General features: G+C 52.1%; 15 protein-coding genes. 7 read left to right on the forward strand and 8 right to left on the reverse strand.

The features are described from left to right. Positions 1-135: 135 nt before the first annotated feature. From MKX64_RS08445 to MKX64_RS08455, 3 genes are all read right to left on the reverse strand, one after another. Entirely contained in the window at positions 136-1,497 is a 1,362-nt protein-coding gene (locus MKX64_RS08445; RefSeq protein ID WP_095398279.1) for an alpha-L-fucosidase, read from the reverse strand. A 396-nt stretch (positions 1,498-1,893) separates the two neighbouring features. Next, positions 1,894-3,417 (reverse strand): DUF3502 domain-containing protein, encoded by a 1,524-nt coding sequence (locus tag MKX64_RS08450; RefSeq protein ID WP_095264301.1) that lies wholly within the window; start codon positions 3,415-3,417, stop codon positions 1,894-1,896. Positions 3,418-3,543: 126 nt separating this feature from the next. Beyond that, positions 3,544-5,820, reverse strand: coding sequence for a helix-turn-helix domain-containing protein (locus tag MKX64_RS08455; protein ID WP_095398280.1), 2,277 nt, complete (start codon positions 5,818-5,820; stop codon positions 3,544-3,546). A 472-nt stretch (positions 5,821-6,292) separates the two neighbouring features. Here MKX64_RS08455 and MKX64_RS08460 point away from each other — a divergent pair, with 472 nt between their 5' ends. From MKX64_RS08460 to MKX64_RS08470, 3 genes are all read left to right on the forward strand, one after another. Next, complete coding sequence (locus tag MKX64_RS08460) at positions 6,293-7,219, forward strand: ABC transporter permease (RefSeq protein WP_095264299.1); 927 nt, start codon at positions 6,293-6,295, stop codon at positions 7,217-7,219. A gap of 36 nt (positions 7,220-7,255) precedes the next feature. Further along, a complete protein-coding gene (locus MKX64_RS08465; RefSeq protein WP_095264298.1) occupies positions 7,256-8,137 on the forward strand; it encodes a carbohydrate ABC transporter permease in 882 nt (293 codons plus the stop codon). A gap of 555 nt (positions 8,138-8,692) precedes the next feature. After that, entirely contained in the window at positions 8,693-11,494 is a 2,802-nt protein-coding gene (locus tag MKX64_RS08470) for a glycoside hydrolase family 3 protein (RefSeq protein ID WP_341035648.1), read from the forward strand. A 188-nt stretch (positions 11,495-11,682) separates the two neighbouring features. On the opposite strand, the gene MKX64_RS08475 is transcribed toward MKX64_RS08470, so the two are convergent. After that, positions 11,683-12,150, reverse strand: a complete 468-nt coding sequence (locus tag MKX64_RS08475; RefSeq protein WP_095398338.1) for a VOC family protein — start codon at positions 12,148-12,150, stop codon at positions 11,683-11,685. A 433-nt stretch (positions 12,151-12,583) separates the two neighbouring features. Here MKX64_RS08475 and MKX64_RS08480 point away from each other — a divergent pair, with 433 nt between their 5' ends. From MKX64_RS08480 to MKX64_RS08490, 3 genes are all read left to right on the forward strand, one after another. After that, complete coding sequence (locus MKX64_RS08480; protein ID WP_095398282.1) at positions 12,584-13,117, forward strand: RNA polymerase sigma factor; 534 nt, start codon at positions 12,584-12,586, stop codon at positions 13,115-13,117. After that, positions 13,104-14,750 carry a DUF4179 domain-containing protein gene (locus MKX64_RS08485; RefSeq protein WP_095398283.1) on the forward strand — a complete coding sequence of 549 codons (1,647 nt, stop codon included), beginning with the start codon at positions 13,104-13,106 and terminating at the stop codon, positions 14,748-14,750. The genes MKX64_RS08480 and MKX64_RS08485 overlap by 14 nt, the downstream gene beginning before the upstream one ends. A gap of 199 nt (positions 14,751-14,949) precedes the next feature. Then, positions 14,950-15,396, forward strand: a complete 447-nt coding sequence (locus MKX64_RS08490) for a carboxymuconolactone decarboxylase family protein (protein WP_095398284.1) — start codon at positions 14,950-14,952, stop codon at positions 15,394-15,396. Here MKX64_RS08490 and MKX64_RS08495 read toward each other — a convergent pair. Then, on the reverse strand, positions 15,365-16,318 hold the full coding sequence (locus MKX64_RS08495) for a sigma-70 family RNA polymerase sigma factor (RefSeq protein ID WP_095398339.1): 954 nt from the start codon (positions 16,316-16,318) through the stop codon (positions 15,365-15,367). The two genes, MKX64_RS08490 and MKX64_RS08495, sit on opposite strands and share 32 nt — an antisense overlap. Positions 16,319-16,570: 252 nt before the next feature. On the opposite strand from MKX64_RS08495, the gene MKX64_RS08500 reads away from it, so the two are divergent. Then, complete coding sequence (locus tag MKX64_RS08500; protein ID WP_095264293.1) at positions 16,571-17,920, forward strand: sodium-dependent transporter; 1,350 nt, start codon at positions 16,571-16,573, stop codon at positions 17,918-17,920. Between the two features lie 160 nt (positions 17,921-18,080). On the opposite strand, the gene MKX64_RS08505 is transcribed toward MKX64_RS08500, so the two are convergent. The 3 genes from MKX64_RS08505 to MKX64_RS08515 all read right to left on the reverse strand — a co-directional run bounded on the left by MKX64_RS08505 (position 18,081) and on the right by MKX64_RS08515 (position 22,778). Further along, complete coding sequence (locus tag MKX64_RS08505; protein WP_095264292.1) at positions 18,081-19,466, reverse strand: MATE family efflux transporter; 1,386 nt, start codon at positions 19,464-19,466, stop codon at positions 18,081-18,083. A gap of 233 nt (positions 19,467-19,699) precedes the next feature. Continuing rightward, on the reverse strand, positions 19,700-21,901 hold the full coding sequence (locus tag MKX64_RS08510) for an alpha-L-rhamnosidase-related protein (protein WP_095398285.1): 2,202 nt from the start codon (positions 21,899-21,901) through the stop codon (positions 19,700-19,702). Positions 21,902-21,932: 31 nt separating this feature from the next. Beyond that, the gene (locus MKX64_RS08515; RefSeq protein ID WP_095398286.1) at positions 21,933-22,778 is read right to left on the reverse strand and encodes a carbohydrate ABC transporter permease; all 846 of its coding nucleotides are present in this window, start codon (positions 22,776-22,778) and stop codon (positions 21,933-21,935) included. Positions 22,779-22,791: the final 13 nt, after the last annotated feature.

Raw genomic sequence — 22,791 nt, forward strand, 5'->3', positions numbered from 1 at the left:
GGTCTGCTCGTGCCAGATATGCAGCGAGCGCGACATGCGGATTTCCGGAAGCCGCTTGACCGCCCCCAGCGTCGGCCCCCGTCCCAGCCCGCTGCTGATAGGGATCGGAGTTATGGGCAAGCTGTCCGGATAGACTTACCTCGGCTGTCCATCGACATAGACGGAGGTTCCCCGCGACCGGGCCCAGTCCGCAATTCTGGCCGGGTCTCCCGTCCACAATCGCTCACGTCCCCACTGATTCGTCTCCGGTCTGCCCTCACACTCGATACGGATCACCGGAAACAGCGCGGTAGGCCGCTCCTTCGGCAATCCTTCGATCCACAGCACATCGCCCTCCTGGCGGAATTCGAGCTTCTGCCCTGTCGTAAGCAGCGTAACGCTGCGGACAGGCGTTACCAGATCCGCCAATCGAAGCACAGGTCTGCCATCCCAGAAGCGGATGATCAGATACAGATAATTGTCCTTCATCGTCTGGCGTCCGTACGTGATGAACTCGGTCAGATTCCCGCCGTCAGAGCCATAGATCGCTTCCCCGTGCACCTCCAGCCATTGTCCGATCTGAAGCGCACGCTCCACAAATTCCGGCGGCAGCTGGCCGTCTGGCTGAGGCCCGACGTTCAGCAGAAGATTGCCTCCTGAAGCTCCGCCCTTCTCCGCGCATTCGCACAGCATATCCAGCAGCAGATCAGCCGGACGCCATCGTTCGCCATTCGTATAGCCCCACAGCCGCCAGGTCGTCACCTGGTTGGATTCCCACAAGCGGTGCTGGTCAGGCTCAATCACATGCTCCGGTGATCCGAAATCGCCAAGGACGTCGGAATCTCCGGAGCCTCCGCCGCCATCGGCATGCGCCTTTTCTTCCGGAGAGAGGCCCAGACGATTGTTCACCAGAATGTCCGGCTGAATCTGCTTCATTCGTTCCACCAGTCTGATGCTGTCCAGATCCTCCGCACTTCTTGGCCATACCCCGTCAAAGAAGAAATGGTCAATCCGGCCATAGTTCGTTACCAGCTCCTCAACCTGGGCATGCAGATAGTCCTTCATCACCGCCCAGCCCTCAGGGTCCTTCTCAGGTCCGTCAAAATAGGCCGGTATCCGCCAATCAATCCAGGAATAATAAAGGCCCACCCGCAGTCCTTCCTTCCGGAACGCCTCCGTAAACTCGCGGACAAAATCCCGGCCCGCTGCCTGCTTGGCACTGGAGTAATCGGTTGTCTTCGTATCCCATAGACAATAGCCATCATGATGCCTTGTGGTCAGGCATGCATATTTCATTCCCGCCTTGCGAGCGGTATATGCCCATAACTCTGCGTCGAAAAAAGCAGGGTTCCACTCGCATGCCTGGCGGGCGTATTCCTGCTGGTCCAGGTGCTCCCGGAACAGTACCTGCTCGCCCCGCCCGTACTGGGCATAAGGCCCAAAATGAATAAACATGCCGTAACGGCTGTCTGTGAACCACTTCCATCCCTCTCTGAACGTTCGCTGCTGTTCTGTCATATGTTATCCTCCTTCAGATGCACGCGCGCACCCTTTATGAACTCGCCGCTGACAACAGGGCCGCTATCATCTTCACAAATTTCATTTCCGCTTCGAACCTGCAAACTTCATCCCTTGCATATACAAACCTCATCCCGATCATTACGGGATCTAGGCATGGTTATGCCCATACTCTAGCTTGAACAGGGCCGGTTTGAACAGTTTACTTTTGAGGGAAAACTTCAATTTTGGCAAATCCCCGTAAATGCAACATAATCCCCGATTTTGAAGTCGATTCTGTGCCTGTGCATCCCCTCTTTGCACACGATAAAAAAGGGCGCTTGCCGTTGTAAGAACCGGCAAGCGCCCTTCGTTATGCATTCATCCTGATGCTATCATGTCGTTAAGCTCCAATTATTATTGGCTTGCTTTCCATTCTTCGAACTGGGTTCTGAATTCATCGACCACTTCATCCAGTCCGGCAGCCTTCATTGCCGACATCATTTTATCGTAGTTGTCCTCATAGCTTACAACACCGTGCATAATCGGATATACACTGGTCTTCAGCTCAGCCACAACGTTGGCATATTGAGACGCCACTTGTGTCGGGTCGAAGGTGAAGCCGATCGCCACACTGTTGACAGCATCATCAGCGATCGTCGTTCTGCGCTCCAGACGAGCCTTGTCCATATTGCTTGGATAACGGTTCATCTCAACATGACCAACCAGCCAGTAAGCCAGCTCATAGGCCGGAGATCCATTCTCTGTCTTGGCAAGAATGTCCTTGGTGTTCTTGCCTGTGTCCTCCCAGTGCACGCCCTTTACGCCGCTTTGTACAATATCCATGTTCTCCTGGCTGCTATACACCCAGTTCAGGAACTGGATCGCAGCTTCCGGATGCGGGGACGTTGCCGACACACCGTTCGAGTTGCGGATGGCATAGGATCTGAACTTCGGCTGATCTGCCAGATAGTAAATGTCCAGTTGGGCATTCGGGAACGACTCGCGAACGGTATCGCTAAGTCCCACATCACCCGGACGGAACAGGTAGCGCCCTGCCAGCTCTTCCTGGTTGATGACCTCGCCCGGTGTTGTCAGCAGGTCGCTCATGATCAATCCGCGGCGATACGCCTCGTTCATGAACGCTGCATCTTGTTTGAACTCCTCGGTTTCCAGCCAAGACTGTACATTGCCCTGCTGGTCAATGTAGATCAGGTTGTCGATTACTGCAAACGGGAACGTATCGTACGTCCGGTGCAGGAAATATGCTGGCTCCTCCAGCACTTTCATGTATACATTCTTGTTGTCCTGAGGCCAATTCTTCTGGATCGCCTCAGCGGCATCCAAGAGCTCTGCCGGCGTAGTTGGCGCTTCAAATCCGTTGTCCTTCAAGAGATCCGTCCGGATGGTGAACATGCCATCGTTAAACGCCGTATCTGCCCAGAAGTTAGGCACATAGCTGATTTTGCCGTTAATCTTCGAGGACTCCCAGATCCACTCTGGCATGGAAGCCTTCAGTTCGCTTCCGTATTGATCCAGCAGCTCGTCGATTGGAATAATTCCTCCGTTACCGGCAAGCACCGTTGGTCCTTTGGTATCATGCATGATGGCAATCAACTCAAATTCCTCGCCCGTCGACATCATCAGGTTTGTCTTCTGGTCCCATACATCCCATGGAATGTAGGTTGGCTCATAGGTCAGATTAAGACCGTCCGCCTCGAGCTTCTCGTTAATCGCCTTAACCGCGGTATCCAGATCCTGTGGAGCTGAACCCGGAAGCAAATAGCGAACCGGCAGCTTGGCACCGCCACTGCCATTGTCACCGTTGCCGCCGCTGGCCGAGCTGCCGCTTCCCGCGTCGCCCCCTCCGGAGCATCCTGCAATTACAGTGGCCAACATCAAGACAGCTAACAAAAGTACTGACACTTTCCTTTTTTTCATGCCTGTCTCCCCCTGACTTCAATTTTGTTTGACCTGCGGTACGATTCCTATCATAAGGAGACAACTTTAATTACGTATACTTCAAAATCGTGAATTTCTCGATTTTAAAAACGGCGAATATGTTCACTACTGCGCTTTTTTGGCGGCTATCGCATGTTGGCTTCGGAATTGCGCGGGCGAGATCTGATAGTGCTTTTTAAACAGTGTGTAAAAATAGGTCGTATTCATAATACCGACCTGTTCACTGATCGATTGGACCGATTCCTCTGTCGTGGTGAGCAGCTCCTTCGCCTTCTCCAGACGAACCGCATTCAGGTAATCGTTGAAGGACAGCTCGCAATGCGCTTTAAACAGTTTGCCGACATAGCTTCGGGAGAGCTTGACCTCCCCAGCGACCTGCTCGAGCGACATATCCGGCCGGGAATAGTGTTGCTGCACATAGGCCTGGATGAAATCAACAACCTCCGCATGCCGCACCGCCCCGGATTCCTCGGACAGGCTGCAGATTCGGACAGCAAGCTCCTTCAAGGCAGCTGCCGTCTCCTGCAACGTCTCAAAGCGTGTAATATCCCGGGTAAATTCGAGAAACAGCTCGGCACTCTCCCGGTTTTTTACGGAATGCACATTCAACTGCTTGTACAGACCGCCGATGAACTGATTGATGAAAAACATCACCTCATGGTAGCTGTATCCGCGAATGTCCTTCACCCACAAGTCGATTTCCTTCTCCAGCTTGTCCAGCTGCTGCAGCTTGATCGCCTCGACAATCCGCTTCTCCCGCTTATCCGGATATATCGCCTCGGTCTGACTGTCTTCCTCCACCACCAGCGGGTCACAGTGGAATACCTTGCCCTTTCCTTCAAAAAACCGCTGGCGGAAGCAAGACTGCGCATATCTGAACGATTCGCGGAGCTCATCGTAATTCTCCGCCACCGAACCGATTCCAATCGTGACCGACAGTCCAAGCGTGCGTGCAATTTCCCCTTGCAGATCCTCCAGCATCCCGACCAGATGGATCGGGAGATGCTGATGCTTCAGCGGCAGAATGACAGCAGCCGTGCCTTCTTCCACCGCGGCCACACTGGCCCCTTCGGACTCCAGAACCTGCTGAGCAAGGCGTGATATGGCTGCACAGGAATATGACTTCCGTCCTTCTTCGTCTCCTGCCGGCAAGCCGTCCTCACTATCAAGCAGAATGGCAATGGCCACGAAGCAAACGCCTTGACTGTGCTCCACCAGACGCTGGAACATCCGCTCATCGCCGCCCTTGAGCAGCCGCAGCACCAGCGCTTGTCGGGCGAGGGAGGCTTCCGATTCCATGGACCGCATCTTCTCGGTCAGCTCGGCATAGGTGGTGTCCAATAGATCGAACTCGTTGATCTGGCGGCGAACCCCCTTGGATTTGGATATGGACGTCATTTTCTCAAGCAGCTGACGGATCGGATTATAAGCGTTGTTCGTCAGCCAGAACGACAGCAGAATGCTGATCGCGAAACAAGCGAATGCCAGGCCAAGCGCAGCCTGCTTCAGCGCCTGCATGTTGAACAGCACATTCTGATATTTATTGACACTCATAAAGATCCAGTTTAAATCCTTGGATTTCACATAGGTGACAATGCTTTTGCGCCCGTCAATCGATTTGGTGAAATAGCCGCTCTCCTTATCGGAAGCCAGGATGGTCTGTACATAAGGCTCTTCCGACAGGTTATCGATGGAGGTTTCTTCCGAGTGGGTCATCACGTTGCCGTGATCGTCAATAACGTACAGGGAGCCGATCGCCTCATTTCTGTAGCCCCCGATCAGATCCTGAAGTCCGCTTGTGCTCATGTTGATGACGATGGCGCCTTTGGCAGACAAGGGGGAATAGTAGCTGGGAAGCAGGACAAATGTCAGTACATCCTCTTTTCCTTTGCCCATCGCGGCCATCGATAGCTGACGGCGGAACAGCTGGAAGTACGACGCATTCTTGCTGTTAATCTCCCCGAGCAGCTCTTCCTCCTCCTCAAGCGTGATGCCCTTGGTATTCAAATACGAGTGAGTGGAGCCATTGTATATGCCGATCGAATGAATGAATGGGTACGTGGACTGAATCTGGCCCAGCTTCGTGAATACCCCATACTGCTTCAGCGGTGTAGCTTCCTTGTCCAATAGGGCATTCACGATCTCCTGATCGCTAAGCAGCAAATTGCCGACATTATACACCTGCTCCCGAATGACGCTGGAGACGGCACTGTTCTGTTTCAGCATGGACTCGGAGATCTTTCCTACTTCTTTCGCCGTACTCCAGGAGAACAACACAAACAGGACTACAGTCACAAGAGCAATCATGGCCGCCGTAAGCAATACAAAGCTGAGAAACATGTTTCGGTACACAGCATAACGGAATAATCTCTGTCTGATCATTTTCTCCCCCCCTTGCTATCTTCGTTGAAGTTTATTTGCCGCCACTTTATTCTCTCTATAGTTGACAACAAACGTAAGTTATGAGTTAATTTCATGTAACTTCAATGTAACTACTATCAAAGTGAGATGGAGTATGGATCCGGTTGTGCTTTACTCTCATCTTACAATTGCTTATCCCATTGGGCAATATGAAAACGCATTCTAAAAAATGTCGGATATTGGCGACAAAAACGGGACACTCCCTCAAGAATGCTGTTATATCAAGGTCTTTCGGCCCATATTCAATATGTGAACCCCGTTTTTTGATGCTCAAATTTGAAGTTTTTATCGATTTTTAAAGTGATCTTTCTTCCCTTCCAATCCGCTCAAACCCTATTTTCATAGTTTACTGCTCACGGCAACTCTCTTTACACTGAAAGCAGAAACTTCGACCTGCAGACGACATACTCAAGTGAAAGGAAGTGCCTAGTTCATGAAAAAAAACCGCACCGGCCTTCTGCGGGAACTCCGCAATAATGGCTCAGCCTATCTGTTGGTCATTCCGGCTGCAATCTACACGCTGGTATTCGGTTATTTAACCCTCCCTTACATGCTGATTGCCTTTCAGAAGTTCAACTTCAAGACAGGAATCTTCAATTCAGAATGGGTGGGCCTCGATAACTTCAAGTTCTTCTTCTCGTCCCCCCGGGCGTGGGAGGTTACCTTCAATACGTTGAAGCTGAATTTCCTGTTCATTGTCGTCGGCACGCTGGCCGCGATGGCGCTCGCCATTTTATTTAACGAGCTTCGGAGCCGCTGGTTCTCCAGAGTGACCCAGTCCACCATTTTGTTTCCGCATTTTCTGTCTTGGGTCATCGTCAGTTACATTATTTACAGTCTGCTGTCCACCGATTACGGCATTATCAACCGGGTTCTGGCCATGTTTAACATTTCGCCGGTCAACTGGTACGCTTCTCCGGAATATTGGACCTGGATTCTGACCATTGCCGCTGTATGGAAAGACCTCGGGATGAATCTGGTCATATATTTGGCCGCGATTACCGGCATTGATGACAGCTATTATGAGGCAGGTCGAATCGACGGCGCGACACGCTGGCAGCTTATTCGCCATATTACGATCCCGTTGATGCTGCCGACGATCTCCATCCTCACCTTGCTGGCGCTCGGCAAAATTATGTACGGCAGCTTCGACATGATCTACGCTATCGTCAAGGACAACGGTCTCTTGTATCCGACGGTCGACGTCATCGATACCTATGTGTTCCGCTCCCTCCGTACGATCGGCAACCCGGCCCAGGCAATGGCCGTTGGTCTGTATCAGTCCGTCGTCGGCTTCATCCTGGTATGGGGCAGCAATAAAATCGTGAAGAAAATCAATCCGGATCATGCATTGTTCTAATCGATCCGCAACAGCTCGGAGAGGAGTGAGAACCTGATGACATCCACCAGACCTAAATTATTTGATGCCGTCAATGCGGTTATCATCGGTCTTATATCATTGCTGTGCATATTGCCTATGCTGCTTGTGCTCATGGTTTCCTTCACGGATGAAACCAGCATCCGGCAGTTCGGCTATCAGTTGTTCCCAAGCGAATTTTCACTAGATGCCTACAAGCTGCTCTTGCTTGGAAGCACCCCGCTGTACCGCAGCTATATGATCTCGATCTTTATTACGGTCGTCGGTACGCTCTTGGCTGTCACCATTACGGGGATGGCCGGGTACACGCTGGCCGCCAAGCATATCCGCTATCGCAACGGCCTCGGATTGTTCTTCTTCATTACGATGGTGTTCAACACCGGGCTCGTTCCGTGGTATCTGATCAACTTGAATCTCGGGATTAACAACACGATCTGGGCACTCATTATTCCGTCGTTGGTGTTCAATCCATTCAACCTGTTCCTGGTCCGCAACTACATGTCACAGATCCCGTCAGCGATGACGGAAGCGGCGAAGATTGACGGCGCGAGCGATTTCTATATCGCCTTCCGCATCTTCTTCCCGCTCTGTATGCCCGTACTGGCAACCATTACGCTTTTCTACGGGATCGGCTACTGGAATAACTGGTTTAATGCCATCATGCTCGTCGATAACGAGAAGCTGTATCCGCTGCAATACCTGCTGTTCAAGCTGAACTCCGAAATCAGCATGATTCAGCAAATGCAGAGCAGCGGCGCGCTGGTCGGTGTCGAGGCGCTGCCGCAGGAATCCGTGAAAATGGCCACGGCCATTCTGACCATCGGTCCGGTCGTGCTGTTCTATCCATTCCTGCAAAGATATTTCATCAAGGGACTGCTGATCGGCTCTCTGAAAGAATAGCAGCAATCCCGCAAAAATAGCTTCCTATTATATAATAGGCTCATGACCCCGTGCTTAATTTTCGACGAGATATGTGCCTCTGCGGGAATAAGGGGGGACTTCCGATGCTCTTGCCCTCATATTTCTTCATTCACCGCCTCAGCGGTTGAAATCCGGGGGCAAAGGCGAACGCTCTGCTTCACGAGTCCCCCTCTTCCCCTCCGCTTCTAATGATGAAGGCACACACGGATGATGAGACTCAAGCTCAATCATAAGGAGAATGGCTCTCCTGTCGTAAAGTCATATTGCAGCTCTCACCCGCCCGGATAAGGTGTCCACCTTTCCTGGCGGGTGTTTTTATGAGAACTACGCTTCCGCTTCTATCAAGAGTCGAAATTTCCACATGAAAACGGCGCTAATTATCCCGGTATTATTTTGCGCTTAAAGCCATTATGCTAAAGTTGCCTATTCTTATTTCTGTCGGGAATGTGACAAGAACCGACAACCTTCTTATATATGATAGCGTTTACAAACAAATACCGCTACACATTTATTGAAGAAATGAGGTTTTCGACGATGAATTATCCTTTTCAAAATCCTGACCTTCCTCTGGAGGAGCGCGTTTCTGACCTGATTTCCCGCCTGACCCTCGAAGAAAAAATCGAGCTGATGTGCCAATACCAAACGGACATTCCGCGTCTTAGCATTCACAAATACAAGCACGGTACAGAAGGTGCGCACGGGGTAGCCTGGCTCGGTGAAGCCACTGTATTTCCGCAAAATATCGGGCTTGCCTGCACATGGAACCCTGAACTGATGCACCGTATCGGCTCGGTCATTGCGGATGAAGCCCGCGTCTATTACCAGCGCAACCGGGAGATTAACGGGCTGACGATCTGGTCGCCGACCGTTGATATGGAGCGTGATCCGCGCTGGGGCAGAACCGAGGAGGCTTACGGGGAAGACCCGCATCTGACCGGCGTGCTCTCGACTGAATTGGTAAAGGGAATGCAGGGCGACCATCCTTTCTACTATAAAACGGTAGCCACACTCAAGCATTTCTACGGCAACAACAACGAAGTGGATCGCGGGAGCGCCTCGGTCAGTATCGACCCGCGCAACAAGCGTGAATATTATCTGAAAGCCTTCGAACCCGCCTTCCGCGAAGGCCGCGCCGGGTCCATGATGACTGCCTACAATGGCATTAACGGCACCCCGTGCAACCTGAATCATGAAGTGAACGACATCGTGAAAAAGGAATGGGGCATGGACGGCTTCGTCGTGGGCGATGCGGGCGACGTGCTCGGAACGGTGATGGATCATGGATATACCGCATCCTACGCCGAGGCGGTCGCCGGATCCGTGAAAGCCGGCATCGACAGCATCACCGACGACCAGGAGATTTCCTTCCAGGCTCTTCGGGATGCACTGGCCCAGGGCTTGCTTGCAGAAAGCGACCTTGACCATGCGTTGTCCAACACGTTCCGGGTCCGCATCCGGCTTGGCGAATTTGATCCGGATGACCGGAACCCTTACAGCCATGTGCCGGAAGAGAAGCTGTGCGCACCGGAGCATGCCGCGCTGTCGCTGAGAGCCGCCCGGGAATCGGTGGTGCTCCTGAAGAATGAGGGCTTGCTTCCGCTGAAGCCGGACATCTCCTCTGTTGCTGTGATCGGCCCGCTCGCAGACGAAGCATACACCGACTGGTACAGCGGTACTCCGCCTTACCGTGTAACGCCGCTTGCCGGCATGATGGAGAAAATGGATGGACGCAGCGTTCATTTCCATTCGGGTCTTGACCTTGTCCGTCTTCGCTGTGCAGCCACCCGAAAGTATGTTGTTGTCTCCGGCGATGAGAAGCAGCTGGTAACCGCTGTCGATGATTCTGCGCAGGCTTCGATGTTCGAGCGCTGCGACTGGGGCTGGGGCAGCGAGACGCTGCGGGAAGTCACCTCTCGCCTATATGTGACAGAGAGCGAAGCCGGCCTCCAGGCCACGGCGGAAGAAGCGCGCGGCTGGTTCGTCAAGGAAGCCTTCCGCTTCCAGACGCAGGAAGACGGCACTGCAGCCCTGATGTCGTGGGAAGGCAAACCGGTACTTGCAGACGAGCAAGGACGGCTCCTCGTGGCAGATCACAAGGAAGCCTCTGGCGCTTCGTTCATCGTGGAGCGGGTACAAGACGGCATCGAGCAAGCTGCCGCGGCTGCAGCGACTTCTGAGACCGCTGTTATATTCGCAGGCAACAGCCCGTTCATTAACGGCAAGGAGACCATCGACCGGCCGGACATTACGCTTCCGCCGTCCCAGCAGGCGCTGATTCAGGCTGTATACGCGGCCAATCCGAACACCGTGGTGGTGCTGGTAGGGAGCTATCCATTCGCGGTGAACTGGGAACAAGCGCATGTCCCTTCCATCTTGTACACTTCACACAGTGGTCAGGAACTGGGCCATGCGGTGGCTGACGTGCTGTATGGGGACTACAACCCGGCCGGACGGCTGAACATGACATGGTACAAGTCCGTTGATCAGCTGCCTGACCTGATGGACTACGATATTATTAAGGGCAAGCGGACATATCAATATTTTGACGGAGAGGTGCTCTATCCATTCGGACACGGACTTAGCTATTCCCGTTTCACGTATACCAACCTGCAATTGAGTGCTCCGCGAATCAACGGGGATGCTCACGTAACCGTATCGGTTCAGGTCCGGAATGAAGGTCCGATGGACGGGGACGAGGTTGTTCAGCTCTATGTGAAGGCCCAGCAATCCCGTGTTCCGCGTCCGCTCAAAACATTAAAAGGGTTCCGTCGCCTGCATCTTGCAGCCGGCGCCTCCGAGACCGTCACCTTCGAGCTGCGCGCACAGGAGCTCGCCATATGGGATGTGACACGGGAGAGTTATTGTGTCGAAACGGGCGCGTACACCGTCATGATCGGCTTATCCTCGGAGCAGATCGCGGAAACTGTCGTTCTTCATGTCGATGGCGAGACCATCCCTCCGCGTTTGCTGTCGGAGCCTGTCAGAGCGGTCAATTATGATAACTACAGCGGCGTATTCATTGATGAGTGTCGTGAAGGCGGCGAAAGTATCCGTCTCGCTCAGGACAACGGCTGGATCGCTTTCCATGACGTGAATCTCGGCGACTCCCCGGCAACATTCGAAGCGAGAGTATCCGGCCATATTAAAGGCGGAGAGATCGTCATTACAACCGGCAGCCCGGACGGCCCCGTCGCCGGAACCTGCAAGGTTATCCCAACCGGAGGACGCCAAGCTTGGACCACTGTTCAAGCGGAGCTGACGGGATTATCCGGACAGGCTGACGTCTTCCTCACATTGAAAGGCGAAGTGCAGATCAGCTGGTTCCGCATGGTTTGAGCAGAATACGTTATGCAGAAGTACGTTGACGCCTACGTCGACTTTTAAAAAAGAGGGCAAGATCAAGTTAAGGATGGGGTTCTGTAGCTGTCTTAATTGGTAAATACGTTTTATGATTTGGCTATGTTAAATTCAAATGTTGATTCTGGGTGAAAAATGAACCACCCTCCTTAGAAGGTGGTTCAATCTCATCTCAAATCATTATTCATAAGTTTTTCCCATTCCTCAAAAGACAACTTATCAGTAATTTTTTTAAAGTCATCTGGAACTGGAACATAACATATTAATTCTAAACTGTTACCATCTGGGTCATTAAAATAAACGGAAGCGTTACCTTGATTCGGACGAATAAATGGCTCTACAGATGTTCTTCTGCCAAACGGTACAGCTTCAACTTGAATAGATTCTAACCATTTTAAAGACTTTTTCAAATCTTCATATGATACTCCAAAAGCAATATGTCGTAATGAAGGATGGTAAGGAGTCTTATACTCATCTCCTTGCCATAAACCTAGCCAACTTTTTCCCTCTTCTATCCAAAAGAAAGCAGTGTCATCATCACGCCAAGCAAAATTTAAACCCAATTTTTTATAAAATTCTATCGAAACTTCTAAATTTCTTACTGGTAAATGTGCTTCATATAATCCTTTAATCATTTCACACACACCTTTGTTATTATGAATTTTCACAAGCATCGTCAGTTTATTCAGCAAGATAAAGCCGACAGTCACAGTTTGTTGTTCGTTGCGGTATCCCATAACGATTATTATATTCTATCACAATATGGATATTGGCGACCGATAACAGATTGATATCGTGCCTTATTGTATGAATTGCTATACTCTGAGCGTTTGGAGAACGGTATTCAGGCATGGCAGCCACCGACCCAGGGTACGAGCATGACGATGGCTTCTAAGCCTATCCACAGATCCACAGAACCTCTCTCCTTCTTATACGATGGGCAGAGGTTCTTTTTTGTTAGAATGGAATCAATACATAGCAAGGTATGTGATCCTTCAAAAAAAGATGAACCCTTTTCCGGGGTCAATTGTCTATAAGGCATAACGAAAAAGAAAGGGGTGCCTTGGATTGACGGAACGCGAGTTATTCGATGCCTATAACAAGGATGTGTACCGCACCTGTTATTACATGCTGCGAAATGCGCAGGATGCGGAAGATCTCTGCCACGACGTCTTCGTGACCGTATTTCGTCAGGATTGGAGAAATGTCGGGCATATCCGCGCCTGGATTATGCGGATCACGATGAACCATTGCCTGAACTTGCTTCGAAGGAATCAGACCCAGCGGGAGAAGCAGAGCCAAGTCGAATGGCTGCATGAGCAGACCGCCGCTGCGGTGAAGTCGGTGGATACTGTCGTGCTGGAAAGAGCAGCGGCGGCGGAATGGGAGCATCTGCTGCGGCAATTGCCAGACAAGCTGATGTCTGTCATCACACTCCGCTATATCGGAGAGCTGTCGATTTCAGAAATTGCCGAAACGTTGAACATTCCTGTCGGCACGGTGAAGTCAAGAATTCATAAAGCATTGAAAATTATGCGAAAAAAGCTCGAACGCCATAACCGCTATGGGGTGAAGGGAGAGGAACAATATGGAACGCCTTGAGAACAATCTGAAGCATCAGATGAAAACGGCCAATCATGTGCCGGAACCTGATTTTGACCGGATGTGGAGCAGCATCGAGCAGAACGAATTGAAGGTGGCAGTGGGTGAATCGCTTCCGCCTCGTCTGCGAAATCGCAAACGGATTGCCATCATCACGGGAATCTCCGTCGCCTTGATGGCAACACCTGTCTATGCGGCCTTGAACGTTGACTGGTCCAATATTCTATCCTACAGGGCCGGAATTCAAACTGCACTGGAGAAGGGGCTTGGACAAACGATTGAGCAATCTGTTACGAAGGACGGCATTACCTTAACGGTGCATACGGCGTTTATCGATGAGAACCGAACCTTTCTGCTGTACAGCTTGAATCCAGGTGCACAGACGGATGGTCACGCTGCCTTCGATCACATCGGGCTTAGAGATCAGGATGGGCAGTTTATCGAGGGCCGTTATTTCCATCAATGGAATGAGGAACTGGGCGTATTTCAGGGATATTTCGAAACCGATTGGGTTGCTGATGGACAGATGGCGGATGTGGCCCTTGTGATCGAGAATATCCATTTTACCGATGCTGGGCGGCAGCCGCTCGACTATGACCCTCACAACCCGAATACGCAGGTATTCACTATTCAGAAGGATGGCATTGACAACGTGACCCTGCAGTCATTCGACCAGCCCGATGGACAGGTAATGATTCAATCCGCGGTTACGTTTACCGATGCCAAGATGAAGGACAGAAGCTGGGTACGGATTGAGGTTACGAACGATAAGGAAGGTATCATCAAGGAAACACAGACCTCTGTATTTGGAACACCGGGAGCCTCCGGGGAGTACTTGAGTCAGCAAATATTCAAATCTAAGTCCTTGCAAGCGGAGGGGACAACGTTCCAGCTGACCTATGATCGAACACTCGAAACCGCGGACGGGACCTGGGGATTAAATATGGCCCTTTCCAAGAAACATATGGATAACAGCACCTTTAAGCAGACACTGAATATCCCTGTAGATCAGGTCGCTGATGGGACCATGATTCATGAAATGATCGTGACGCCGACCCAAGTCCGGCTCGTTCTGACGCACAAAGAAAAATATTCGCGTCTTCCGTATATGAACTATCAGCTGGACGTTGGCGGAAACATGCTAAGCGGAGGAATATGGCTTGTGGAGGGGAAAAATTACCAGACGGAGCTGCGCTTTGAAATGGCGGGACTCGATGCCTCCGATCTAGCGGATCAACCGGTATCTCTCGTTGCCAAGCACCGCGTCGATGAATATGCCGGTGACACGAGTCCGATCCGTCTAACCGATATTTCAGCTGAACGTCAAAGCTTCACGTCCAGCATTGCCGGTTATCCGATCACATGGACCTATTACATGAAGGATAATAACCTCTATGTGGAGTCCTTGAGTTCCGACCCCGACTTCGGCGGCGTCAATCAAACCTATTATTTGGACGGCAAAGAACGAAACTATGGCATGCCAGCCATGATCGGTATACTGGGCGATGACAACAATAAGCATATGGATGTCTATGAGAATTTCAACAAAACTGAGCTCGAGATCTATATTTGGAACTATACCACCCATAAACGTGACGATGTTCTGCGCATTCCGATTAAAGCGGAAAAGTAGCTTGTTAACGTTGCAAATAACAAGAACCCTCTTGGAGACCAGGAACGTATCCGGGACCGCACCTGACGGTGCTTTCCTGCTCGGATGTTCCGCTCAGCCTCCTGGGGGGCTCTTTTTTTTCGCTAGCATGTCACAATACGCTCCTGTCGGTTGTCATATGGGTGATCATCCACCATTTTACCGTAAAGGAGACATTACTATGAATCTTCGAATCAATTATCGAAAGCACAGCCCCGAGTCCTTCAAAGCGCTGCTGAGCTTAGAACAGTTCGCTGCGGGCACCGGTCTGGATCACAAGCTGTACGAATTGATCAAGCTGCGGGCCTCGCAGGTGAACGGCTGTTCCTTCTGCGCGGATATGCACGCCAAGGACCTGTTGAATCTGGGCGAAAGCATGGACCGGCTGCTGCTCCTGCCCATGTGGCGGGAGGTGCCGATCTACTCAGATGAAGAGCGAGCCGTGCTGGAGCTGACCGAGTACGTAACCTCCATCTCCGAGGCTGGTGTGCCGGATGAAGTGTATGCAAGGGTGCGTCAGTTTTTCGACGAAAAACAGTATGTTCATCTGATCATGGCCATCATCACGATCAATGCCTGGAACCGAATCGCTATCGCTAACGGTATGTTCCCGGGCTGCTTTGATTAAATTGTCGCAGCTTGTCCGGGTTTAACACCATGTAAATCGTCCGTATGCGGGAGCCTTCGGGCTCCCTCTCTGTGGTGATCACCATGGTGACCACGCCATCATCCCGCCTCGCGATTCCCGGCTCCCCATTGATGGAAACAGCCTCAAATCCTTCGCAGAATACCCCCTTGGCTGCAAGCCCCTCATAAAAGGCTCGCACCCGGTCAATCCCCCGAATCGGATTGAGTGCTGCCCGCACCTTGCCCCCGCCATCTGAGAGGAGTGTCACCTCATCCAGCAGCAGGGACAACAGCGGCTTGAAGTCCCCTGTGTCGCATGCCCTCAAAAATGCCTCAACAAATTGCTCCTGTGATTCCGTCGGCGTATCAGCCATCCGTGTCTGCTCTTCATGCTCCGTCGCTTGTGCTGTCTTCCGCCGCGTTCGGTTCGGCTTGTTATCCGTAGCTTCCAGCAGCTTGTTCCTCGCTCTGCTGAAGATCTTCCTGCAGTTCACCTCTGTCTTGTCGAGCATACCCGCGATATCGCGATACTCGAATCCCAGAGCCTCCCGGGATAAATATACAGCCCGCTCCAACGGACTTAAACGCTGCAAGAGCACAACATAGGCATACCCGATGTTTTCCCTGCGCTCCGCAAAATCATGCGTGCCCGTCCCGACATCAGCAGGCAGCGGCTCTGGAAGCCAGGGCCCCATATAAGCTTCGCGCACGCGTCTTGCCGACTTCAGCAGGTTGAGACAGCGGTTTGTTGTCATTTTGGCAAGGTAGGCTCTATCATTCACAATCCCGTCTCTATCCATCTGCATATATTGCGAGAACACATCCTGAACGATATCTTCTGCGTCTGACACACTCCCCAGCATACGGTAAGCGATATGGAACATGAGCGGTCTATGTGTGATATAAATATGATCGAGCATCAGAATCTCCCATCCTGTTCTTGAATTTGAATGCATGGCTCCAGCTATTCTTCAGACAGATCATGGTCCTATATTGTGACAATAGAGAATCATGCCATCTAAAATTCACTTTACCAAAACCGGAATCATCTTTTATGATATCAGTTATACAAGTTTGTCATGAGCATGTGTTCGCTTTCATCATTTTTTTATGCCTTTCATCCCAAACTTGCAATATAATAGAAGCACCTTGTATAAAAATTCGGGAGGTATTGCATGAATTTATCCAAATCCAAACCATCATCCGGGAGGAACGATCGCTTCTCATCGACCGGCTTTATACTGGCCGCGATCGGAAGCTCCGTGGGCCTGGGGAACATGTGGAAGTTCCCTTATATTACGGGCGCTAACGGCGGAGCCGCCTTCTTCCTGCTCTTCATTATCTGTCTCATCCTGGTGGGACTGCCGCTCCTGCTGGCAGAACTGGCCATCGGACGAGCGGGCCGCGGCAGTGCCGCCACATCGTTCGTGAAGGCTGGGGGTGCGAGAATCTTCGGCAAGCTAGGCTTCCTGCAGGTACTGGCTCCCTTCCTGATCCTGACCTTCTATGTGATCGTGGCGGGATGGACGCTTCATTATGCGGTGCTGTCCTTCAGTGGAACGCTGTACGACAACACCGATTTCAGCGGGCAATTCAACACCTTTGTCGGCGGCTATTTGCCGATAATCTGGCAGGTTATCGCCATTCTGATCACCTCGTTTGTTGTAGCCAAAGGCATTTCCGGCGGGATTGAACGATTCAACAAAGTACTGATTCCCGGGCTTGTCATTCTGTTGATCGTCCTGATGATTCGCGCGGTCACACTTCCGGGCGCAGGCGAAGGGGTATCCTTCTTCCTGAATCCTGACTTTTCAAAATTAAGTCCTGAAGCCGCCCTGGTTGCGCTAGGGCACGCCTTCTTCTCCCTCTCCTTGGGGATGGGGATTCTGCTTACTTATGGCGCATATGTGGACAAGCGTCAGTCCTTGGGTTCGGCTACGCTGGCCATCGGGGCAGGCGACTTGATCTATGCCCTGATCGCCGGGCTGATCATATTCCCGACCATCTTCTCGTTTGGCATTGAGTCGGATGCGGGACCATCTCTTGTCTTTATGGCGCTGCCGGCCGCCTTCTCGGCGATGCCTCTGGGCGCATTCTTCGGCGGACTATTCTTTGTCCTGCTAGCGATTGCGGCACTGACCTCGTCCGTTTCCCTGTTCGAGGTTCCGGTCACCTATGTGATGGACCGCTTCGGATGGGGCCGGGGCAGATCGGTGCTGGTGATCAGCGTCCTGGTGCTTCTGGTCGGCATCCCTTCGGCATTGTCCTTTGGCATCGCTCCTGCACTTACCAGTATGGGCGGCAAAAATTTCTTTGATTGGCTGGACTTCATTACCTCCAACATTCTGCTTCCGCTTGGAGGTCTGATCACAACCATCTTTGCCGGCTACTTCTGGAAAACGGCTGCCGAGGCAGCCGGATTGTCCACCCGCTGGTTCAGCATATGGCTGTTCATGCTGCGGTACGTTGCACCGATCCTGATGCTGCTCGTGCTGCTGCATACATCCGGTTTGATCTCGTTCTAATTCACCTGAAAAAAAGGCAATCTCAAGAGGTTCTATCGACCTTTTCGAGACTGCCTTTTTTTGCGCTCTGCAACCGGAACAATACGGCATAGGAATTACCTGCGTCACCTATATATTCAGATTGTAGCCATTATTGCTATTCCCTTTATCGTAAGTCACATTATATCAGCTTGTGCTCATACCACTTCTTGCCCCGGAAGCGCCACAGGAAGATGGCCCCCCGCACGCCCCATTCACAGTTCATCGCCAGCCATACCCCGAGAATGCCGAGGCCCAGCGTAATGCCAAGCACGTACCCGAGCACCACCCGGAACAGCCACATCGTCAACATGGACGTGATGGAGGTGAATTTGGAATCCCCTGCCGCCCGGAGCGCCGAGGGCAGAATAAAGCTGATAGGCCACAGCGGCACCTGGATTACAGCGTTAATCAGCAGAATCAGAAAAATATCGTCCACAATCTCCGCCGGCGGATCGAACAGGCCGACAAGCAGCTTGAACATCGGCATCAGAATTAAAGCAATGGCAGCAAGCAGAATGGAGCCGAGCCAGAGAAACGACTTGATGAACTTGCGCGCATCCTCGATGTGGCCGCGACCGATGCATTGGCCAACGACCGTCACCACGGTCAAGGAAAGCGCCACGGCTGGAATCTGGAACACCATCGCCAGTGAGCCGCTGATCGCATTCGTTGCGATGGCATAGGTGCCAAGACTGACGATAAATACTTGTGTCAGCAGCTTGCCACCGTTAAAGAACATCTGCTCCGCGGCAAACGGCAGGCCGATAAACATAATCTTACGCAGCATCGACAACGGAAAATGGACCAGATCCCGAATTCTCAAATGCAGTGAGGCATCGATCCGGAACAGATAGTACAAGGCGCATATCGCACCGACAAATCGTGCGATGTTCACCGCCACCGTCATACCGATAACGCCCATATTGAGCAGCGTAATAAATACGATGTTAAGCAGCACGTACAGCAGGTTCATGATCAGGGACAAGGCCAGGGACGCCCGCGTCCTGCCGATGCCCCTAAGCGCGGCGCACACCGCCTGAACAACCGCCAGCCCGACAAAGGAAATGCTACTGCCAAGCAAATAGGTCCGTGCACTGTCCAGCACATCCGGAGAGGCGGAGCCGAACAGAACCTGCAAAATCGGATTGTGGAACCCGATAATCAGAAGACCGATCGCCAGCGACAACAGCGTGACCGAAGTGACGGTTCCGGCCGCAGCGCGAGACACCATCCGATCATTGCCGTTGCCTTTATACTGGGCCACCACCACGGTTCCTCCGGTGGCGACCGCCACAAACACATTGATCAGAAAAATGTTCAGCGCATCCACCATATTCACGGCGCTGACCGCGGCCACCCCCGATGAGCTGATCATCGCGGTGTTCACAAGATTCAAACCGATAATAAATGACTGATCAATCAGGATGGGCAGGAACAAAGCCATAATCTGCCGATAATCCATCGTCTCTCCGGACAAATGCTTCTCCAGAAAGCTGTTCCTCTGCTCTCGCAAGCGAAGCTGCATAACATCATCACATTCTTTTCTGTTATATATTTTCTTTCATATGAAATCTGGGGATAAATCCTCTTCATTATAGACCTATAACCCGATCATGCATAGGCGAATACGTCCTTGCAAAAATAAAAAAACCGGAGGAAGCAAGCTTGTATGCTTGTCCCTTCCGGTTTCGAACCTTTGCTCATCCCAGTAAATGGCTGGTCGTGTTGAGGGGTCTGATCCTGCGAATTCGTGTTCATTCAGCTGACCAGCCACTCCATGTGATGATCCGAGCTTTCCAGTCGTTTACCATTCCAATCGAGCATAATATGCCATCCCTGCTTGTTGGCAATCGTTATCCGCTGTTCACCTTCTTGCTCGCCCGGGGCAATCCGGATATCCAGCTCAGCCTCCCCGATTCGCAGCCCGCTCAGGCTGCAGCTCCTGTCCCGCCACACCTTCGGCAGGCTGGGCTTGATCAGAACACGCTTCCTGTAGGCATCAGGCTTCACACCGAAGAAATGCCTGATCATCGGCACCGCGAACGCATAGATCGTCCAGGCCTGCACCACACAGCCATAATCGGGAGACATCTCGGTGAAGGAGCCTGGCAGCACCTTGGAGAATGTTCCCAGCATCTTTCGGAGCAGCTCCAGCGCTTCGTCCGGGTTCCCGTTAGCCGCCTCGGCAACTGCGTGAACGCCGGTCGATATCGTCATCGTCCCCTGTTGATATATTCCTGCCAGATAGGTGCCGTGCTCCCCAACAAAGGTGCTCGAGCGCATCTCCTGAAGCGCGCGCTTCGCCTTCTCCGGATCAGCAATCCCCGTCTCCATCGGAGTAACAATGACCCAGTTTTTGTTCAGCAGCCAGCCTTGCTCTGCCTCCGGATCCGATGCCGCCTCCAGCATCCGCTCCAGGTATTGGCGGTAGCCTTCAATGCCTCGCTGGTCTGCTAGCAAGACCATGTCATCCACCTTGCCGATCATATCCTGCTTGGATGCAACTGCATCGGCGTACAGCCCTTCCTCTTCACGCCAGAACACATCGTTCACTCCACGTACCGCCCGCCTGGCAAGGCTAGCGTATCGTTTGGCACCATCCTCGTCCCCGAGCTGAAGACTCATATCCACCATCGCCTGAAGCGCCTTTGCCGTATACACGGCACTGTCGATTAGCTCCATGTTCAGCCCGGCGATTTCGATAATGCCGTATCCGGAAGGAAACAGGTCTCCGTCAGGGTCCATTTCGGTCAGTAGCCAATCCATCCCCTTGACGCAGTAGCTGTAATGACGGCGCAGCAGGTCCTCGTCCCCCGTCCACTGGAACAGATCCCACACCATCGCGATATAATGCGCGGTTTCCTGAGTATTGCCTGGATTCGCTACCGCTCCCATCGTTGTGATCTCATGGACCATCCTGCCGTTGCCGTTGACCTCCTCCGACTTGCGAAGCAACAGATCCATTGTATCCTTGGCCAACCTGGCATCGCCGATGGCGAGGACACCCTGCAGGGCGTACGTATTGTCACACCCGAACCACCACGGATAGGTCGGACCTCCCCCGGTGAGCCCCCGGCCGATTCCGTCCACCGACTGCACCAGCCACTGATTGTTCCATTTTGCCCATTTAAACGCTTCGTTCAGTAGATCTTCTCCGTCAATCTCCAGCTTCGCATGGCCTTCAAGCTCGTGATAGAACCTCTGCTTCTCCCCAAACAATGTCTCATGTTCGGAGACAAGTCGGTCATATACCGCACTGCATTCCTCGCCAGAACGATAGGACCCGGCTACAAACAGACGGAAATTCAGTTTCTCATCCGGTGCAAGGAGCACTTCACCCTGGAAAGAAACACCCATTCCGGAGCCTGCCGTAAACTCAGGGCCGTACACCTTGCCCCCGGTCTCCACGATCCGGCCCGGCAGGTCTGAACCGATCTCGACATACCAGTCGTTGCCGCTGTCCTTCACCTTAACCCGCCGCTCGGCAAGGGCAATCACCTCATCCTGCTCCCCGTCCTCAATGCCTAATTGCTCGGAGAACCATACGGGCCTCAGATCGGTCCTCGCCAGCAGCTCCAGCTGCAAACGAACATCATCCCGCCCGTAGTTGCGCAGCGTATAATACACGATGAGGCCCTTTTCCTGCTCGGGTGCGAATTGAATACGCTCGAGCTCCACCGGAATATGGCCAAGGCCATGGTCATAGTGAAACCGACTCCCCCACGCCTCGTTCGTAAATCCGTCCGCTCTGGACCAAACCGCTATTTTTCGGTCTACATCGGTTATTTTCAGCCAAAATCCGTCCAGCAGCTTGATCGGGTGCAGCCAGACTCCCCCCATCTCATTGGGAACGTGATGGCCAAAATCAGGGAAGTAGCCATCCTGTGCTCCGCAGATTTTAATATATTCGCCAGCATTGTAATACAGATTGAACGGATGTCTGCTTGTTATTCCTGCCATATGGGCCTCCTATCTTTCTCTTTCCACCCCGTCAGCCTTTGATGGCCGAGGAAATCGAAATACCTTCAATAAAGTATTTTTGGGCTACAAAAAACACAACCAGCGCCGGCAGCATAATGAGAATGGTCGCCGCCATCAGCATGTTCCATTCAACATTGTACAGCCCTTTAAACATGGACAGCCCCAGTGCAAGCGTGTATTTGTCGTTGGAATTCAAATAAATGAGCGGGCCTTGGAAATCGTTCCATACCCCCATAAACGTAAAGATCGACACCGCAATGAGCGGCGGCATCGACAGCGGAAGAATGATGCGGCTAAAAATTTGAAACCGGCTCGCTCCATCCACGAATGCCGATTCATCCAGGTCACGCGGAATGCCGCGCATAAACTGCCGGATCAGAAAGATGTTAAAGGCTCCGCCTCCGAAAAACGCCGGCACGATCAACGGGAGGAACGTATCCACCCAGCCCGCTTCCTTAAACATAATGAACATCGGAATCATCGTTACCTGCGAGGGCAGCATCATTGTGGATAACAGCAGCAGAAACAAGGTGCGTTTGCCCTTGAACTGGAATCTGGCAAATCCATACGCGCACAGAGCAGAGGAGAACACGGTCCCGATCATGACCGGAATGAGAATAATGACCGTGTTTTTCAAAAATGTAAAGAAAGGCACCGCCTGCACTGCATCGCTATAATTCGTCCAGCGCCACACTTCCGGAACGAAATTGTCCTTGAACACTTCGGCCGGACTCTTCAGCGACGTGAAAAACGTCCAGAGCAGCGGGACGATCACGATGGCGGCACCCAGGATCAGAACAGCCATGGACAGCATATGCGGCACATTCCATCTCCGTCGTTTGACCGATTGATTCATCCTAATCCCTCCT

It is taken from the genome of Paenibacillus sp. FSL M8-0334 (genome assembly GCF_038000405.1).
In the GTDB taxonomy this organism is placed as follows: Bacteria; Bacillota; Bacilli; order Paenibacillales; family Paenibacillaceae; genus Paenibacillus_AQ; species Paenibacillus_AQ campinasensis.

What these genes read in the sequence shown, in the direction of transcription:
- MKX64_RS08450 (WP_095264301.1), bottom strand. Translation starts at nt 3,417, where the DNA reads ATGAAAAAAAGGAAAGTGTCAGTACTTTTGTTAGCTGTCTTGATGTTG.
- MKX64_RS08490 (WP_095398284.1), top strand. Translation starts at nt 14,950, where the DNA reads ATGAATCTTCGAATCAATTATCGAAAGCACAGCCCCGAGTCCTTCAAA.
- MKX64_RS08445 (WP_095398279.1), bottom strand. Translation starts at nt 1,497, where the DNA reads ATGACAGAACAGCAGCGAACGTTCAGAGAGGGATGGAAGTGGTTCACA.
- MKX64_RS08460 (WP_095264299.1), top strand. Translation starts at nt 6,293, where the DNA reads ATGAAAAAAAACCGCACCGGCCTTCTGCGGGAACTCCGCAATAATGGC.
- MKX64_RS08470 (WP_341035648.1), top strand. Translation starts at nt 8,693, where the DNA reads ATGAATTATCCTTTTCAAAATCCTGACCTTCCTCTGGAGGAGCGCGTT.
- MKX64_RS08515 (WP_095398286.1), bottom strand. Translation starts at nt 22,778, where the DNA reads ATGAATCAATCGGTCAAACGACGGAGATGGAATGTGCCGCATATGCTG.
- MKX64_RS08485 (WP_095398283.1), top strand. Translation starts at nt 13,104, where the DNA reads ATGGAACGCCTTGAGAACAATCTGAAGCATCAGATGAAAACGGCCAAT.
- MKX64_RS08510 (WP_095398285.1), bottom strand. Translation starts at nt 21,901, where the DNA reads ATGGCAGGAATAACAAGCAGACATCCGTTCAATCTGTATTACAATGCT.
- MKX64_RS08465 (WP_095264298.1), top strand. Translation starts at nt 7,256, where the DNA reads ATGACATCCACCAGACCTAAATTATTTGATGCCGTCAATGCGGTTATC.
- MKX64_RS08505 (WP_095264292.1), bottom strand. Translation starts at nt 19,466, where the DNA reads ATGCAGCTTCGCTTGCGAGAGCAGAGGAACAGCTTTCTGGAGAAGCAT.
- MKX64_RS08500 (WP_095264293.1), top strand. Translation starts at nt 16,571, where the DNA reads ATGAATTTATCCAAATCCAAACCATCATCCGGGAGGAACGATCGCTTC.
- MKX64_RS08455 (WP_095398280.1), bottom strand. Translation starts at nt 5,820, where the DNA reads ATGATCAGACAGAGATTATTCCGTTATGCTGTGTACCGAAACATGTTT.
- MKX64_RS08475 (WP_095398338.1), bottom strand. Translation starts at nt 12,150, where the DNA reads ATGATTAAAGGATTATATGAAGCACATTTACCAGTAAGAAATTTAGAA.